13 protein-coding genes are annotated in these 17609 nt (G+C 40.1%); 2 read left to right on the top strand and 11 right to left on the bottom strand.

The window, feature by feature from the left end:
• Nucleotides 1–12: 12 nt before the first annotated feature.
• From ACI3ES_RS03680 to glmS, 9 genes are all read right to left on the bottom strand, one after another.
• On the bottom strand, nucleotides 13–372 hold the full coding sequence (locus ACI3ES_RS03680; protein ID WP_004916044.1) for a hypothetical protein: 360 nt from the start codon (nucleotides 370–372) through the stop codon (nucleotides 13–15).
• A gap of 116 nt (nucleotides 373–488) precedes the next feature.
• Entirely contained in the window at nucleotides 489–1490 is a 1002-nt protein-coding gene (locus tag ACI3ES_RS03675) for a VOC family protein (RefSeq protein ID WP_114666571.1), read from the bottom strand.
• Nucleotides 1491–1597: 107 nt separating this feature from the next.
• Nucleotides 1598–2005, bottom strand: a complete 408-nt coding sequence (locus ACI3ES_RS03670; protein ID WP_317211884.1) for a phosphate-starvation-inducible PsiE family protein — start codon at nucleotides 2003–2005, stop codon at nucleotides 1598–1600.
• A 29-nt stretch (nucleotides 2006–2034) separates the two neighbouring features.
• Nucleotides 2035–6348, bottom strand: a complete 4314-nt coding sequence (locus tag ACI3ES_RS03665; protein WP_114666570.1) for a PolC-type DNA polymerase III — start codon at nucleotides 6346–6348, stop codon at nucleotides 2035–2037.
• A gap of 61 nt (nucleotides 6349–6409) precedes the next feature.
• Nucleotides 6410–8128, bottom strand: coding sequence for a proline--tRNA ligase (locus tag ACI3ES_RS03660; protein ID WP_114666569.1), 1719 nt, complete (start codon nucleotides 8126–8128; stop codon nucleotides 6410–6412).
• Nucleotides 8129–8165: 37 nt separating this feature from the next.
• Nucleotides 8166–9419 carry an RIP metalloprotease RseP gene (rseP, locus tag ACI3ES_RS03655; RefSeq protein WP_114666568.1) on the bottom strand — a complete coding sequence of 418 codons (1254 nt, stop codon included), beginning with the start codon at nucleotides 9417–9419 and terminating at the stop codon, nucleotides 8166–8168.
• A 13-nt stretch (nucleotides 9420–9432) separates the two neighbouring features.
• Nucleotides 9433–10227 (bottom strand): phosphatidate cytidylyltransferase, encoded by a 795-nt coding sequence (locus ACI3ES_RS03650; RefSeq protein ID WP_114666567.1) that lies wholly within the window; start codon nucleotides 10225–10227, stop codon nucleotides 9433–9435.
• A 6-nt stretch (nucleotides 10228–10233) separates the two neighbouring features.
• Nucleotides 10234–11007: an isoprenyl transferase gene (locus ACI3ES_RS03645; protein ID WP_114666566.1), complete on the bottom strand. Its 774-nt coding sequence runs from the start codon at nucleotides 11005–11007 to the stop codon at nucleotides 10234–10236.
• A 118-nt stretch (nucleotides 11008–11125) separates the two neighbouring features.
• Nucleotides 11126–12931: a glutamine--fructose-6-phosphate transaminase (isomerizing) gene (glmS, locus tag ACI3ES_RS03640; protein ID WP_114666565.1), complete on the bottom strand. Its 1806-nt coding sequence runs from the start codon at nucleotides 12929–12931 to the stop codon at nucleotides 11126–11128.
• Nucleotides 12932–13137: 206 nt separating this feature from the next.
• On the opposite strand from glmS, the gene ade reads away from it, so the two are divergent.
• Nucleotides 13138–14811 (top strand): adenine deaminase, encoded by a 1674-nt coding sequence (gene ade / locus ACI3ES_RS03635; protein ID WP_114666564.1) that lies wholly within the window; start codon nucleotides 13138–13140, stop codon nucleotides 14809–14811.
• The gene (locus tag ACI3ES_RS03630; RefSeq protein ID WP_114666563.1) at nucleotides 14808–15296 is read left to right on the top strand and encodes a hypothetical protein; all 489 of its coding nucleotides are present in this window, start codon (nucleotides 14808–14810) and stop codon (nucleotides 15294–15296) included. The genes ade and ACI3ES_RS03630 overlap by 4 nt, the downstream gene beginning before the upstream one ends.
• Before the next feature lie 42 nt (nucleotides 15297–15338).
• Here the strand turns inward: ACI3ES_RS03630 and mgtE are convergent, their stop codons facing one another.
• Nucleotides 15339–16703 (bottom strand): magnesium transporter, encoded by a 1365-nt coding sequence (mgtE, locus tag ACI3ES_RS03625; protein WP_114666562.1) that lies wholly within the window; start codon nucleotides 16701–16703, stop codon nucleotides 15339–15341.
• A 2-nt stretch (nucleotides 16704–16705) separates the two neighbouring features.
• Nucleotides 16706–17608 carry an RluA family pseudouridine synthase gene (locus tag ACI3ES_RS03620; RefSeq protein ID WP_114666561.1) on the bottom strand — a complete coding sequence of 301 codons (903 nt, stop codon included), beginning with the start codon at nucleotides 17606–17608 and terminating at the stop codon, nucleotides 16706–16708.
• Nucleotide 17609: the final 1 nt, after the last annotated feature.

Here is a 17609-nt window from a genome sequence, read left to right as displayed (position 1 = left end):
GACACGCTCGTCTTAAGCGTGTCTTTGAATATCGCCACCATTTTCGATCATAATACGCAGCATTTCCATTAACTCTTGATTTTGATTTGTCAGTACTTGCAATTCAAATCGCATCGCCTTGATCTGGCGTTTCATTTCAGCTAAATCGTCGGTTGTATTATCTTGATAGCCAAATACTTGGTGATATGGTTGCTTATTACCTGTGTAAACAGACTCTGAAAAGGTATCACGTTCTTGACGCACCCACCGCATGACCGTGTTATAGGGAATCTCAAATTCAGAAGCCACTGATTTTCCAGATTGATGGCGATTAATGATTTTGTCACAAACTTCGTTACGCGTTTTTAATGAATAATGTGCTCTAGTTTCCATTTTTTACCATCCTTTTTAATACTTTGATAATTATTATAAAGGAAATATTTATATTTAAAAATGGACAAGTTGAACAATATTACCCATTTAATATTAAAAATGGTATATTTTAAACGCTAATCATTGCGAGTGTTGCCCGTTTGATCGTGAATTGCTACAACTTTGGCATTATTAACTCGCCCTGTGCCAGAATATGGTTGATAATCATCAAACAAAACACCTTGATCAGCCCACCATTTTCTTAAAACTTCTTTATTGGCATCAAATCTTGGTGGTAACGCAAATGTTGTTCCTAAATCTTGGACAGATTCATCTAGTGTAAAACCAGGATTAGTAGTTGCTACCTCAACGCGATTACCACCTGGTTCAATAAAGTATATAGAATTGAAATAGCCACGATCAATATAGACTTCCCGACGCCAACCTTGTTCCTGTGCACGCGCCCACAAGTAATCTAGATCCTGCGAAGATTCGACGGCTAAAGCAAAATGATCAGTTGATCCTTTGCCAAATTTTGATTCTGGGGCATCGTTAGGTGTTTCGTACAAATAAATGGCCTGTTCATCTGCCAAATTAATAACGTTGCCCTTAACAACAACGCCATAATCACTGAATAGTTGTTCAAAAAAATTCGCAGTCGCCACAACATCAGGAACATGTAATTCAGCACCTAGAATACCTGTGATTTGTTTGTTCGCTGGAACATCTGACATAAAGTTGATATGCCAGTCAAATTGTTGCTGATTGACTGCCTTAATTTCAATTGGAATAGCATCAAAGTCTTGTGTGTGTAGTATACCACGGCCATCAATCGTTGCTGGTAAGTTGAATGATAACAATCGTTCTTGCCAATATGGTAACGCACCTGCTGGCACACCAAAATGTATCCCATTGAAAAACATTTTACCGTCGACACGAGGACGATCAAGTTTTGCATCTGGGAAAAAAGTGACCACAGTGCCCGGTGTGCCAATGAAATCACCATAATAAACATGACGCATGTGAGGATTAGCCTGATTAATAGAATTTTTTATGAAACGTAAACCCAAAATATCAACATAAAAATGTGCATTTTGTTTAAAATTACCTGTTAAAAGAGAGACGTGATGCGTTTTCATATGCTTATCGCCATGCGCGTCAAAAGGCGCGCCTTTCTATTTTTATTGTTGATTAAATTATATATGCCCTAAATAAAAAAACAAGCATTTTGCTTACTTTTTAGAAGTTAATTATCCATTTTTGGTCTAAAACAACGATATATTGCCTGCGCAACTACCAATAAGAATATTGCTGCAGCTAACATTAACGTTTTATCGGTTTGATCATGGTAAACTAACATCGCTCTTATTAAAGCTGTCACGCCAATATATAAGAAGTTGCCAGTTGAAATGTGTGCGTCTTTTATGAAGTATTCACGCACCAAACTCAAAAACTCAAAAAACAAAAATACAACCAATATTTCTTCGGCCAATTCTGTAAAATGACCAGCGATATCGGTCATCCACAACATTTGAGCGAGATTCAACAACTCTCTTAGCAAAAATCCAAATATCACGACGCCAATAACAATCATGACTGCATTTAAAACATACTCGAAGTAACCTGCAACTTTTTGATGCCACTCATGCTTCATTTATTCACCGCCTTTTCATATTTATCACGTTAAAAATCAAACAAACTCAACTGATTTTCATCTGGTAGTCCTTCTAGAACGGAATGCTGTGTCATAAAATCAATAATCGTTTGTGACACTTTACCTCGTTTTTTGAGGTCTTCTTTACTCAAAAAAGGTTTTTCTGTTCTTGCAGCAACAATTTGTTTAGCCACGTTGTCACCTAATCCTGGCAGAGAAATAAATGGTGGTATTAATGTTTCGCCATCAATCACCCATTCAAGCGCTTCCGATCGGTTTAAATCAACCATTTTGAAGCTGATTCCCCGCTCAAGCGCTTCGTTAGCCATTTCAAGAACTGTCATTAAATTCTTATCTCCAACAGTCGCATCATTGCCAAGTTCACGTAATTTCTTTAAAGCAGATTTGGTTGCTTCTTTACCCCGACTCATCGCAACAACATCAAAAGCATCCGCACGAACCGAAAAGTAAGTTGCATAATAAATTGTGGGGAAATAAACTTTAAAATAGGCAATCCGCAATGCCATCAAAACATAGGCCGCAGCATGTGCCCGTGGAAACATATACTTAATTTTGAGCATCGACTGGATGTACCACTCTGGAATGTTTGCTTCACGTAACTGCTTTTGGTACTCATCAGTGATGCCCTTACCTTTACGGACTTTTTCCATAATGTTAAAAGCATCAGCTGCTGGGAAGCCCCAATTAATTAAATCGGTCATGATTTTATCACGCGTTCCAATAACAGTACCAATTGTAGCCGTTCCGTTTTCAATCAGCTCGTTAGCGTTGCCCAACCAAACATCAGTCCCGTGAGATAGGCCAGAAATTTGTAATAGCTCAGAATAAGTATGCGGTTGCGTTTCTTCCAACATACCACGCACAAAATTAGTGCCGAATTCAGGCAATCCCAGTGTACCTGTCTTTGAAAAAATTTGTTCTGGCGTCACACCAAGTGCTTCAGTAGAAGTAAATAAACTTAAAACCCCCGGGTCGTTTGCTGGAATTGATTGCGGATCAATGCCAGACATATCCTTCAATGTTCGCACCATTGTCGGATCATCATGTCCCAAAATATCCATTTTTAATAAATTATCATGAATCGAATGATAATCCATGTGAGTTGTTTGCCAGAGAGATTTTTGATCATCAGCAGGATACTGAATCGGTGTGAAATCATAGACTTCATATTCACGTGGCACAATCAATATACCACCGGGATGCTGTCCTGTTGTCCGTTTGACGCCTGTGATTCCTTGGGCCAATCGTTCAATTTCTGCCCCACGATAATGTTTATCATGATCCCGTTCATAGCCTTTCACGTAACCAAAAGCTGTTTTTTCAGCCACTGTCGCTATCGTTCCGGCACGGTACACATTATGCTCGCCAAACAGTACTTTCATGTAATTATGAGCAATTGGCTGATAATCACCAGAAAAATTCAAATCAATATCTGGCACTTTATTTCCGGTGAAGCCCATAAAAGTTTCAAACGGAATATTTTGTCCATCACCAATCAACATTTCACCTGGATGATTGGGATCTTCTTTTTCAGGCAAATCATAACCAGACTCATATTGTTTCGGATCAACTAGTTCGAAATAATCACCATGCGCGGATCGATAATGAGGCGGCAACGGATTAACTTCAGTTATACCCGACATTGTGGCGACAAACGAAGATCCTACGGATCCTCGCGACCCAACTAAATAGCCGTCTTTAACAGATTTAGCTACCAAACGTTGGGCAATCATGTAGTGTGGCGCGAAACCATTACCAATAATTGCTTTCAACTCTTGGTCTATGCGTGCTTGTATTTCTGGTGGAATTGGATCACCATACCAAGCTTTTGCCGTCCGGTAGGTTTTTTCAGTGAGTTCATCACCTGCACCAGGAATATTTGGCGGATAGGAACCACTTTTCAACGGTTCAATATCGTCAAGCATATCAGAAATAAGATGCGTATTCTCAATCACAATCCTTTTTGCTGTTTCGTCACCAACAAAAGCAAAATCATCCAGCAATTCTTGGGTCGTTTTGAAATAATTATCAGGTAAAGCAGTTCTATTTTGTGGATTACCTGGTTGTGTTGCAATCAAAATATTACGGTAAATTTTATCTTCAGGGTTGGTGTACTTAACATCACCAGTGACCACCACTGGCTTTCCTAATTCATCACCAATGGCAATCATTTCCTCTAAAATTTCTTGCAGTTTTGTTTGGTCGGAAATTAGTGCCGATTCAATCATTGGTTGATAGTTTGCGGTTGGTTGAATTTCAATAAAATCATAATATTTAGCTTTTTCAGTCGCCTCATTTTTTCCTTTTTCAATGAGAGAAATGATGACATCTCCGCCTGTATCACCTGTTCCTACTAGTAAACCCTCACGATATTGTTGTAAGATGGAACGCGGAATTCGAGGTACACGAGCAAAAAATTCAATGTTTGAACGGGAGACCAGTTTATAAAGATTTTTTAATCCAGTCGCATTTTGAACCAGCAATGTCACATGAACCGGCCGCCCATGCTTCCACGCGTCCCCTTCAGTCATGTGGTCGTTAAGTTGATTATGGTAGTTTAAATCAAAACGTTCTTTCGCCTCTTTCATCAAGCGCCATGCGATATGTCCAGTAGTTTCAGAATCGAAAATAGCACGGTGAGCTTGCTCTAAATTAATATTAAATCGTTTAGCAATCGTGCCAAGTCGGTAGGATTTATAATCAGGATATAACCATCGAGTAAACGGTAACGTATCAATAATAGGGTTACTAATTTGGGATTGTTTATAACGCGCATAAGCGGCGTTCATGAAGCCAATATCAAATGTTACATTATGACCCACTAAAATAGCATCACCGCACCACTCTCGAAAACGTCGAATAATATTTTCTTCGCTATCAGCATTTGCCACCATGGCATCAGTAATTGACGTGAGATTAGTAGTAAATTCAGATAAAGGAAAGCCTGGATTAATATATTCTGAGAACTTATCAACAACGTTACCAAGTTGCATTTTAACAGCGGATAGTTCAATAATTTTATCTGTTACTGCCGAAAGTCCAGTAGTTTCCAAATCAAAAGCGACAAAAGTTGTGCCTTTGTCTAATAGTGAAATGGGTTGCAGATTGAAGGCAATTGGTTCACCATCTTCGACCAAATTAGCTTCCATACCGTAGATCATTTTGAGGTTATTTTTACTACCCGCAGCAACCGCCTCGGGAAAGCCTTGAACATTTCCAGTATCAGTAACAGCCAAAGCTGTTTGGCCCCAATTTTTTGCGAGCTTTGCAACTTCTGAGTAGTTTGTCACAGCATCCATGGTCGACATGTTTGTATGAACGTGTAACTCAATGCGTTGCTGTTCTCCGGTATAATCTTCCTGACGATTAGCATGATCAATGACTTGTAAATCGTAGATATTCATAACCAGTTCGCGGGCATAAGTATCTTCTTGAACATTACCACTTAGCCGAACCCACAAACCAGCCTTCAATCCCTCAAACACAGCTTCATCAGATTCATTATTAGAAAACTTTTTGGCTGAAATGGAGCTTGAATAATCAGTTATTTTGATAGTGAGAAGTTGTCGTCCTGAACGCAATTCTCTGATTTCATCAGCAAAAATGTAGCCTTCAACCACCACACGATTTTCTTCACCATCGATGTCTTCCAATCTCGTAATTTCAGCATCAGTTGAAATTTTACGACCCAGCGTTAGCGGCACACCTTCTGATGTTGTTTTTGGTTTAGCCTGTTTGTTAGCTTCAATTGCTTTTTGCAAGTCTTCACGGGCCTTAGCGTGATGCTGTGCAACATTTTCCTGAATTTCTTGTGCCAGTTGTTCATCGAGCTGTGGCACTAATGTGATTTTGGGAAAACCAAAACTTTCATATGCTGAAATTATTGAGGCAACCGCCTGACTATCTAGTGATTGAAATAGTAGTTGCGCACCAACTGCAACACTGAATTCGTTATCATTTAATAATTTAAGAATCGTGTTACTTGCTAACTGTTGCGCCTTGGCATGGTTTAATTTAGAGTGATCTAAAGCCAAATGCCAGTATTGTGCCATCATTTCTTGATTAATTGCTTGCGATTGACTGGAAATCATTATCGACACGTCAGCTATATTAGTAAATGCTTTTTTCAAATATTGCTGAAATTGCATATATACGTTGGCTGGCAGCGGTTGCAATAATTGAATGTGGAATACCCACTGTCTCTGTCTAGCTGATACATCTACGCGAGTTAGCTGACCACCTTCAAAAAAGGATACAATTTCGTCTGATAATTGGATCTGAGTAATTAAATGCTTTAATTGTTCTTCATGGGTTAACGCCATTTGTCCCCCTAATTTGAGTAAAAAAGCCGATCAATCATCGGCCAAATGTTTACTCACTTATTTATTCACTGTCGCCTTGAAGCAAAACTAAAACTGAATCAACCACTTCACTCACGCGCATCTCAATATTAGTATTACTTGCACGAACTTTCACTTCAACAACGTCTTCACTCGCCTTTTTACCTACTGTAATTCTAATTGGTAATCCAATTAAATCAGCATCAGCAAACTTGACGCCTGCACGTTCCTTACGATCGTCAACCAAAACTTCCAAATGCTTTGCCTCTAGCAACGATTCAAGTTGTTCAGCAACACGCACTTGATCGGCATCTTTCGTATTCACCGGTACAATGTGGACATCAAATGGTGCAACACTGGCTGGCCAAACTAACCCAGCCTCATCAGCTTTTTGTTCTGCAATCGCGCTCAACAAACGTGAAACACCAATACCATATGAGCCCATTACAACATCAGTTTGACGACCATTTTCATCCAAAACCTGTGCGCCTAACGACTTAGAATAACGCGTACCAAGTTTAAAAATATGACCAATTTCAATACCGGAAGTAAATACTAAGTGTCCTTTGCCATCAACAGCCAAGTCACCTTCTCTAGCGACACGAAAATCGCCAATATTTGTTTCCTCAACGTGGACGTCTCGTCCCCAATTCAAATTAGTCAAATGATAACCATCCTCATTGGCTCCAGCGACAAAATTTACCAAATCGGCGGCCCGTTCATCGACCAAAAGTTTCACATTTTCAGGTAGTTCGACTGGTCCTAATGATCCAAAACCTGCACCAACAATATCTCGAACACGGTTTTCGTCAGCTAATTCAAATGTATCAGCATTCAAGAAATTTTGGACCTTAACCTCATTAACATCATAATCACCTGTTGTCACAACTGCTACAAGCTGATCGTCAGCAATAAACATCATTGTTTTAACAAGTTCATTGGATGATTTACCCAAAAATTCTGCCACTTCCGCAATTGTTTTCACTTCAGGAGTTGCAACTTTTTCCGACGCCCATAATTCTGCATCAGTGGTTTTTCTCTCATAGAAATCCTTGGCCATTTCCAAATTTGCCGCATAGTCAGTCGCGTCAGAATAAGCAATGGTATCTTCTCCAGCAGCTGCAGGAGCCGAAAATTCTTTTGAATCCGATCCCCCCATAGCGCCGGCATCACCGACAATTGCACGATAATGCAGACCAAGTCGATTAAAAATGTTCACATACGCTTTTTCCATATTGTGAAAGGCATCATCAAGGCCTTCTTGGTCGGCACTAAACGAATAGGCATCTTTCATAATGAACTCACGTGTTCGAAGTAACCCAAAACGTGGTCTATTTTCATCTCGGAACTTTGGTTGGATTTGGTAGACCACTAAAGGCAATTTTTTATATGACTTAATTTCATCAGCAATCAACTGAGTAAAGGTTTCTTCGTGTGTTGGTCCTAATATGAAATCACGATCTTGCCGGTTTTTAAATTTATACAACGCTGGACCATATGTCGCATAACGACCTGAGCGTTGCCACAATTCTGCTGGTAAAATTTCTGGAACTAACATCTCATTGGCGTCGATTCGCGCCATTTCCTCACGAATGATGGCTTCAATTTTGTTTAGAACCCTTTTGGCTAAAGGTAAATATGAAAACATACCAGCTGCAACGGGGCGTATATAACCTGCTTTTAACAATAATTGGTGGCTTTTAACCTCTGCTTCCGCCGGAACTTCACGTAAAGTTGGCATCAGTAATTTAGACTGTTTCATATAAACTCCTCTTTTATTAAATGTACTCTCATTTATTTTATCGCAAAATATCATTAATAGTAACAGCAATCATTAGAATTACCATTGCAATTGCACCTACCACGGTGACACCATTTTCAAATGATGCTGGCAATGGACGCCTTAGAATCGCTTCCAGTAAGTTCAAGATTAGTTTACCACCATCTAGAGCTGGTATTGGAATTAAATTCATAATACCTAAGTTAATCGACAAAAATGCCATATAGAATAGAATATTCAAAAAACCTGTTTTAGCAACAGTAGACGTTGTTTTGGCAATTGAAACTGGACCACCTAGTTTATCCAAAGTGAACCCACCACTAAACAGATGTGTCAACGCATACCAAATCCGGCTAGTTGTCGAAGCGGTTGTGTAAACACCATACTGCATACGTGCACCAAAGTTCTGGTGTGTTTTCTCTGTGATACCCACTAACGGCGTTTTTGCACCGTTAACCGTAACCAATTTAGGTGTGACTTTGATAGTCTCTTGTTTACCGTCACGTACAATATCAATCGTCATTTGTTTGTGTCCAACACTGCTAATTGCGGTTGCTACATTTTCCCAAGTTGTGGTTTTATGACCATTCACTTCGGTAATTCGGTCACCCGCTTGCAGTCCAGCCTTTTGAGCTGGCATGTTGTGTTGAACAGTGCCCACAATCGGTTCGTTAAGTGTAACACTTGGCAAGGTGAAGCCTAGTCCTGAAAAAACCACTAAGGCTAAGACAAAGTTCATAAATGGTCCGGCAATATTAATCAACGCGCGTCGCCATAATTTTGCACTTTGAAACCATGTGTCACGCGGGGCGATTTGAACAGTCACACCATTTTCTTCAATGATTGTCGCATCATGACTAACAGATAACACTTTCATCTCTGAATCATCAGCTTGGTAACCTGTCAGCGTCAGATCATCACTCAAGTCAAAAGTGTCGATTTGAAATGGTACACCTTGACCCGCCTGATCAATCCGTGTGTCAATTTCGGTAACTTTACCCACCTGATCAAAGCGTAATCGCAAGCGCTGTCCTGCTTCTAAATCCGGTGTTTCATCCATTCCAGCCATCCGTACGTATCCACCAACAGGTAATATACGGATTGTATAGGCAGTATGATTGCGATTCCAGCTCAATAACTTTGGCCCCATGCCAATCGCAAATTCACGAACCAATACACCAGATTTTTTGGCAGCAAAAAAATGCCCAAATTCATGTACTGTAACCAATACACCAAAAACAAATATGAATGCAATTATCGCCGTTAAACTCATTCCAAATCTCGCTTTAAATTAACATGCCTAAAATAGACATCAGTGGCATAACAACTAACATTGAGTCAAAACGATCTAAAATACCACCATGCCCTGGTAAAATATTGCCTGAATCTTTTACGTTAAAGTGGCGTTTCAAGCCTGACTCGATTAAATCACCAAGTTGACCTGCAATAGACAAGACAATTGCAAATAGTAAGAGTTCAATGAAATTGTATGCTGGCAACCAATTAAATATAGTGTACAAAGATGCCACAACAATTACTGCTACCAAACTACCACCAATTGATCCTTCCCAAGTTTTATTAGGACTAATTTTGGGGGCGAGTTTGTGTTTCCCAATAGCTCGGCCAACCATATAAGCACCTGAATCAGTTAACCAAACAATTAGCATACCAAACATCACTGTCGCCAATCCTTTTGTGTCGGCTTGGAAAAAATAATGAAATCCAGTACCAATATACAGCATGGCTAGAGTCAATGTCCCAGCATCGTCAAAATTAAAATGGTTGCGGCTAAAGACTGTATGTAGTAATAAGAGAAATGCTAGTATATAAAAGAATATATGAGCACTTTTAATGAGTGGGACGTCTTGCCAAAAACTATTTGGCAAAATAAGTGCCACAACACCTATAAAACTAACCCAAGCTTCGGCAGAAACAAAAAAACGATGTTTCATCCGCAAAATTTCACTCATCGCAATCACACCCATAATCAATGTCAAAATCAGAAGTGGTGCGCCGCCCATGATTAAAAGAGGAACAAAGATAATCAAAGCAACTACTGCCGTAATCACACGTGTTTTCATGGCTTACTATTTCTCGCTTTCGTCATTAAGACCGCCAAAACGACGATCTCTTTTAGTGTAAGATGTAATAGCTTCTATCAAGTCTTCACCTGAATATTCTGGCCATAAAACATCCGTAAAGTATAGTTCAGCGTATGCCGATTGATAAGGTAAAAAATTACTCAAGCGCAATTCACCCGACGTACGAATCATCAAATCAGGCGTCGCTAATTCACCTAAAGGTGAAGTTTGAAGGGCGCTGGCAAAATGATTAGCGTCAATCTCTTCAGCGGTCAGATCACCTGACGCGACCTGTTGTGCTAGTAATTTCGCTGCTGCCACAATTTCGGTTTGACCACCATAATTAAGAGCAAAGTTCAAAATCATCCCCGTACCCTGCGCTGTTTGTTCAATCGCGCGCTGCACGGCATCTTGCGTACCCTTAGGTAGGCCCGCAACATCGCCCATAACTTCAACACGAATATTATTTTTAATCAATTCTGGTACAAAATCATTAAAAAAATCAATCGGTAATTGCATCAAAAAGTTAACTTCGTCATTCGGGCGTGACCAATTTTCGGTTGAAAAAGCATACAGTGTCAATACTTCAATACCTAGGTTGCTGGCTGCAATCGCAACTTTTTTGACAGTTTTCATACCCGCTTTGTGGCCAGCAACACGTGGCATAAAACGTTGTTTTGCCCAACGACCATTACCATCCATAATAATGGCAACATGTCGCGGAATTTTGAGCTGGGAGACGGTCTTCGTCTCCTCATTTTTAATTTTAAAAAGCGCCAAAACGCTCCTCCTTCGTATGCAACCACTGAATGCATATATTGTATCTAACCTATTTTACCAGAATGGCGCGCAAGGTACAAAAAAATTCGATAAGAATTATCCTATCGAATCATTAAAATTATTGAACCGTAACACTCTTTGCCAAATTACGTGGTCGATCAACATCTAAGCCACGGTCAAGGGTCGCATAGTAGGCAATCAATTGTGCCGGAATGACTGTCAGCAATGGCATTAAGAGCTCATTGACCTCAGGGAGAACAAAAGCATCATCTGTTTTAGCCAAAGTCTTAGCGGCAATAATAATCGTATTGGCGCCTCGTGCTGCAACTTGTGCAATTTCACCACGGACAAGTCCAGCAGTTTTAGTCTGAGTCAGCAAAGCAAATACTGGTGTACCTTCTTCAATCAAAGAAATTGTACCATGTTTTAGCTCACCAGCTGCAAAACCTTCAGTTTGAACGTATGATATTTCTTTTAGCTTCAACGCCGCCTCAACAGCAACCGCTGCATCTAAGCCACGTCCAATATAAAATGCTGAACGACGATTCTTTAAGGCACTTTCAGCAATTGATTTGAAAGTGTCTTTTTGATCAATAATCACTTGCATTTCAACAGCAACTTTTGCTAACTCATTTTTTAAATCAAATGGTGTATGACCAACCGCTGCAGCCAAAATAGCTGTCACAATAATTTGTGCTGTATAGGCTTTTGTCGAGGCCACAGCAATTTCAGGGCCAGCCAACAATGGTAAGGCAAAGTCCGATTCACGAGTCAATGTTGAATTCATGACATTAGCAATGGTTAAAGTTGGATAGCCTTGTTTTGTGATATTATCCAGTACTTCACGTGAATCAGCTGTTTCCCCAGATTGGCTTAAGAAAATGAAGAATGGCTTTTTACTCAACAAGGGCTGCTCATAAGCAAATTCCGACGAAATATGAACTTCTGTTGGTGTTTGTGTCCACTGTTCAAAATATCGTTGCCCCACAAGTCCCGCGTGATATGATGTTCCAGCTGCAACAATATAAATGCGATCTGCTGCCTGAATAGCCTCAATAACTTCAGGAGCAATATTTTGCACCTGCCCTTCATCGTCAAAATAGTATTGTGACAAAGTACGTGCAACGATGGCCTGTTCATCAACTTCCTTTAACATATAGTAAGGATAAATTCCTTTGTCTGTTTCAGAAGCATCAATATCTAAATGAAAGGCCTCACGGGTAATTTGTTTGCCATTTGGATCAAACAAATCAATCTTTTGCTTGTCAATGACAGCAATTTCCCCATCCATCAATTCAATAAAATCATGGGTCACGTCTAACATTGCTGTTGCATCTGATGTCACAACGTTGCCAACTTCAGAAACACCAATTAATAAAGGACTCTTTTTCTTAGCCGCATACATCAAATCGGGTGTCTGACGATCCATTAAAAGAAAGCCATACGCTGAGTTACCATCTAACAAACTAATCATTCTGCGAAATGCGTCAAATGTCGACAAGTGGTTTTCCTTTGAAAATTTGTCAATCAATTGGACAGCAATTTCAGTATCTGTTTGTGAGTGAAGCTGAACGCCTTGTAAATATTGATCACGCAATGCTTCATAATTTTCGATAACACCATTGTGAACCAAATAAAAGCGTCCATCCTCGGACATGTGTGGATGCGCATTTTCAACTGATACACCACCGTGAGTTGCCCAGCGTGTATGGGCGATACCCGCAGTACCTTCAATACCCTTACCTTCTGTTGCACGTTCCAAATCAGCTACGCGACCTTTTTCTTTGACAAGAAAATCGCCTTTATCGCCGTCATTCACATAAACACCAGCTGAATCATACCCACGATATTCTAATTTTTCTAGCCCTTTTAACAAACTAGGTAACACTTGATTAACACCTGTAAATCCGACAATTCCGCACATATATAGCCTCTTTACCAAAACTGGTTTACTTTTTATTTTTAACTAACAGTAGCTATTTTACAGTCTTTGTAAACCTTTGTCAAACAATAAAAATAAATTGGTATAGTCCTATTTTTATAATTGGTATAATTACAAAATAACATAGTGTCAAAATACAAACCCTGCCATTATGGTATGATAGAAAAAACCTGAAAGTGAGATCTATTGTGACACAAATTGTAACCTGGCATATTCAAAACGCTAAAATTTTGGATGTTTTTAATCTTAAATTCGATGACACCGAGCTTTGGATTGACAATAACATGATTGTTTATCGTGGTCCTCGAGATGATCTTGCTGCAACTCACACATTTGATGCTGGCGGTCGATATGTTGTCCCCGGTTTGATTGACGCACATCTTCATATTGAAAGTTCCCTACTCGCACCAAGTGAATTTGGAAAATTAGTCCTACCTCATGGTGTTACCCGTATCATTGCTGATCCGCATGAAATCGCTAGTGTAGCAGGTATATCAGGCATCCAATATATGCTCGAAGAAGCACGACAAACACCACTGCACATTCACTACATGCTACCATCCACAGTCCCTGCAACGCCTTTTGAACACGCTGGAGCAACACTGCATGCCGAAGCCCTCAAACCTTTTTACAGCATTCCTGAAGTAAATGGTCTAGCCGAAGTGATGGATTATCCTGCTGTTGCGAACGGTGACACAGATATGCTTGAAAAAATCAACGACGCTTTAGCAGCAGGTAAACACGTTGATGGCCACGGTGCCGGTTTAAGCCGCGCACAACTTTCAACTTATCGTCAAGTCGGAATTGATACCGATCACGAAAGTGAAAACGCTACTCAAGCCTTAGCACGAGTCGATGCAGGATTTTCTGTCTTTGTGCGTGAAGGTACGGTAGAACGTGATGAGGAAGCCATATTACCAGCTATTACAACAGCCAATCACGCACATTTTTCATTTGCCACCGATGATAAAACTGCCAGTGACATTCAACATGAGGGGTCAATTGACTTTAGTATTAACCTCGCACTTCAAAATGGTATTGCGCCGGAAATCGCTTTTACTATGGCAAGTTATAATGCTGCCAAAGCCCATAATTTAAAAAACGTCGGCGCATTAACAGACGGATTCGTTGCTGATTTGGTTGTGTTTGATACATTAACACAATTCAAAGCCCAAGAAGTTATGGTAGATGGTCACTGGTATGAAAATAAGTTTTCAACTGTGACACCATTAGCAAATCAGTCCCTGAATTTCACATTATCCGCTACTGATTTAATCTTGCCACTAGCAGACGACGTTCCTGCACATGTTATCAACATTATGCCTCATCATATTACAACCCAGCACACCGTTGAAAACGTGCCAGTCGTTAATAATCACTTTGAGGCGAATAAAACATTTGCTAAAGTTGTTGTGGCTGAGCGTTATCACGACTTAGGACATGGTATAGGTATCATTAAAGGCTTCGACATGGTAACTGGTGCAATCGGTTCTACGGTAGCTCACGATTCACATAACATCATTATTGCTGGTGTTGATGACAAGGATATGTTATTAGCAGCTGAAACGTTAAAGAAAATCGGCGGCGGACAAGTTGTCGTGATCAATGGTCAAGTGACCGCAATGCCCCTTCCAATCGGTGGCCTAATGTCTGATCAAGATTATCAAACGACTATTGATCAAAATCGCGCTTTAGATAAAGCTTTTTCAAAAATCAGTGATGTACCATTTGATCCATTCTTAACACTCTCATTTATGGCTTTACCTGTTATTCCAAGTTTAAAAATAACAGATCAAGGTTTGTTTGATTTTGATAAATTTAGTTTTATTGATATTCAAGATGCAGGAGAATTTAAGTCATGAAAGCCTTTAGTATAACGCCACAAGACCTATTGTCAGTATTTTTGGGTCAAAAAACCTCTTTAATGGTTCCCTATACCGGTCAATTATTAATCGCGGCCAATAAAAATGATCAACGCCACTTACCATCAGAAATGGCCGGTGCAATCGTTGAAATTCAAGAGAATCAGCTCACATTAGTCAGTTTAGTTCATCCTTTTAAAATAGCATCGGAAGCGCAATTATTTGAAGTTGACAATCAACTAATTCAACGTGAACCCGTCAATTGGTTTGGTCCGCAAGCACTAGTCATTGAAAAAAAGATGAGCGATTTTGCTAAAAATTACGATGGCCCACGTCCAAAAAATGGCGGGATTCCGCGTAACTATATTCCTAATGAAATTGCCGCCCCAATCATTTTGTCTGATGACTATTGGCAAACTTATGCGCAATTCGTCAATGATCCCGACGGCTCATTTGCAGCTCAAATCAAACCAATGTTTGATTAAGTTACATAAAAACGTATCATCCAAATTCTGGATGATACGTTTTTAATTACCAATAAAATGAGAGATAAACAATTGTGCGACGTTAAAATAGATTAAAACAGAAGTCAAATCTGACAGCGTCGTAATAAACGGACCACTCGCAACCGCGGGATCGAACCCTAATTTGTCAATTAATACCGGGACAAGATATCCCGCCAAATTGGCAACCATAATTGCAATCGCCATAGCAATGCCCACAGCTAATCCAAGTTCAAAATTGTGTTTCCAAATTGTCACGATTGCAAACACTGAAGCACCTGTCGCAGTCCCAACCAACAACCCCGCCAACACTTCGCTCCAAAAGTTTTTCCAAGCTGTATTGTCAGTTCCCACTGCCAATCGACGTACCGCCAGCGCCAATGCCTGCGTTCCAGCATTACCCGCTGTACCGGTAATGAGCGAAATAAAGACCGCCAAAATAGAAGCTTGCTTGACTAAACCATCAAATGAACTGATCAGTGTAGCCGTTGACATACCTAGTAATAGCAAGGCAATCAGCCACGGAATACGTTTTATCGCTGAATGCCATGGTGTATCGTCTGTTTGACTAACGTTAACGGCGGCCAAACCAGAATAATCTTCCACCGCTTCTTCATCAATAACATCAACAATATCGTCAACCGTAATCACACCCAGCAACAAATCATTATCATCAGTAACTGGAATAGAAAGAAAGTTATAATCAGCCACAATTTGTGCCACATCTTGCTGATCATCGCCAGCTTTAACACTAATAATTCGATCATTAGTGATATCTGACACCAACATATCATCAGGGTGTGTCAACAAATCACGCAATGAAATAACGCCGACCAAGTGTTTTTGGTTATCTAGAACATACACGTAACTAATCGCTTCAGCTTCAGCGGCTTGGTGTTTAACCAATCGCATCACTTCAACAACTCGCAAATCCTCAGTCACAGCCAAATACTCTGTTGACATTAAAGATCCAGCTGTTTGATCGTCATAATCAATCAGCTTACGCATTTCATCTGCTTCAGCTTTAGGCATCAAGCTCAGGTATGTTGCAACCAAACGAGATGGTAGATTTTGCAAGACATCCGCCTCATTATCGGCGTACATGTTACGCAAAATTTCAGTCGCTTTTTGAGGCGGCATTTCTTGGAGTAATTCCCCAATGTCGTCATCATCCGCATCCAAATTATCGAAGACATCTGCCAAAGTCTCGTCATCTAGTAAGCGCCATGCGACTGCTCGCATTTGTTCAGGCAAACTACTATAAACTTGGCCCATTTCAAAATCGTGCAACGCTTTAAATGAGACCACAAAATCCTCATCTTGACCTGAATGGAGTAAATCGGCCAAGTGAGTGACAGTCTTTTGTAATTGTTCTGCAGTTTCTTCCAAACTTAATCAATATCCCTTAATGTTTTGAGATCCTCAGGTAATTTTGTATTAAACTCACGAAAATCTTCAATAAATGGGTCGTAAAATTTCATATGATAGGCATGCAACGCTTGACGTTGGAGCCCATACCAAAGTGGTCCATTATAAAGATCGTCACCCACTAATGGATGCCCAATGTTTGCAAAATGAACCCGTATTTGATGCGTTCTCCCAGTGTGCAATTGTACCTTGACACGCGTCATTGGGTGTTGTCCATCTTCATCATAACGGCGTTCAACCCAGTATTCTGTTCGAGATGGTTTACCATCATCACGAACTTCACGCTTAATAAAATCGCCCTCAACACGACCAATTGGGGCGTTAATATCCCCGTGATCATCTGATATAATACCAGACGGATAAGCCAGATAAAATTTTTCCACAGTATGATCTTGTAACTGTTGATCTAATACAGCATGGGCGAATCGGTGTTTTGCCAGCAAAACAATACCTGATGTATCCCGATCAAGTCGTGTCACTACATGAGGAACCAAATCTTGTGCCTCAATTTGTTCCAAATGGCCCTTAACTTGATTAACCAATGTGTGTAGCCGATCAGCATGTCCTGGCACTGTTGTGACACCATACGGTTTATCAACTACCAGCCAATGCTCATTTTCAAAAATAATGTTTAAAGGTTTGTAATCAGGTACGACGAGATCATTACTCTCTTCTACCGGCATCACAATCGTCACTTTATCCCCATCTTTTAAATAATCAGACGTATAAACTGGCTTCTCATTGACCAAAATCGCCCCACCATTATGTTTCATTTGACTAAACATACGGTGAGAAACGCCATGTTTTTGTAGAAACGTACGCACTTTGCGCGCTTCTGATCCAGTATAAGTCCAAGTAAACTGCATA

This window comes from Leuconostoc falkenbergense (assembly GCF_045801155.1).
Classification (GTDB): domain Bacteria; phylum Bacillota; class Bacilli; order Lactobacillales; family Lactobacillaceae; genus Leuconostoc; species Leuconostoc falkenbergense.
Note: the sequence above shows the minus strand (reverse complement) of the source record. Positions and strands in the feature narration are given on the sequence as shown.

Excerpts from the sequence above, each read along its gene's own strand:
- ACI3ES_RS03675 (WP_114666571.1), bottom strand. The coding sequence starts at position 1,490 with ATGAAAACGCATCACGTCTCTCTTTTAACAGGTAATTTTAAACAAAAT.
- ACI3ES_RS03670 (WP_317211884.1), bottom strand. The coding sequence starts at position 2,005 with ATGAAGCATGAGTGGCATCAAAAAGTTGCAGGTTACTTCGAGTATGTT.
- ACI3ES_RS03660 (WP_114666569.1), bottom strand. The coding sequence starts at position 8,128 with ATGAAACAGTCTAAATTACTGATGCCAACTTTACGTGAAGTTCCGGCG.
- glmS (WP_114666565.1), bottom strand. The coding sequence starts at position 12,931 with ATGTGCGGAATTGTCGGATTTACAGGTGTTAATCAAGTGTTACCTAGT.
- ACI3ES_RS03680 (WP_004916044.1), bottom strand. The coding sequence starts at position 372 with ATGGAAACTAGAGCACATTATTCATTAAAAACGCGTAACGAAGTTTGT.
- ACI3ES_RS03620 (WP_114666561.1), bottom strand. The coding sequence starts at position 17,608 with ATGCAGTTTACTTGGACTTATACTGGATCAGAAGCGCGCAAAGTGCGT.
- ACI3ES_RS03630 (WP_114666563.1), top strand. The coding sequence starts at position 14,808 with ATGAAAGCCTTTAGTATAACGCCACAAGACCTATTGTCAGTATTTTTG.
- ACI3ES_RS03650 (WP_114666567.1), bottom strand. The coding sequence starts at position 10,227 with ATGAAAACACGTGTGATTACGGCAGTAGTTGCTTTGATTATCTTTGTT.
- ACI3ES_RS03665 (WP_114666570.1), bottom strand. The coding sequence starts at position 6,348 with ATGGCGTTAACCCATGAAGAACAATTAAAGCATTTAATTACTCAGATC.
- rseP (WP_114666568.1), bottom strand. The coding sequence starts at position 9,419 with ATGAGTTTAACGGCGATAATTGCATTCATATTTGTTTTTGGTGTATTG.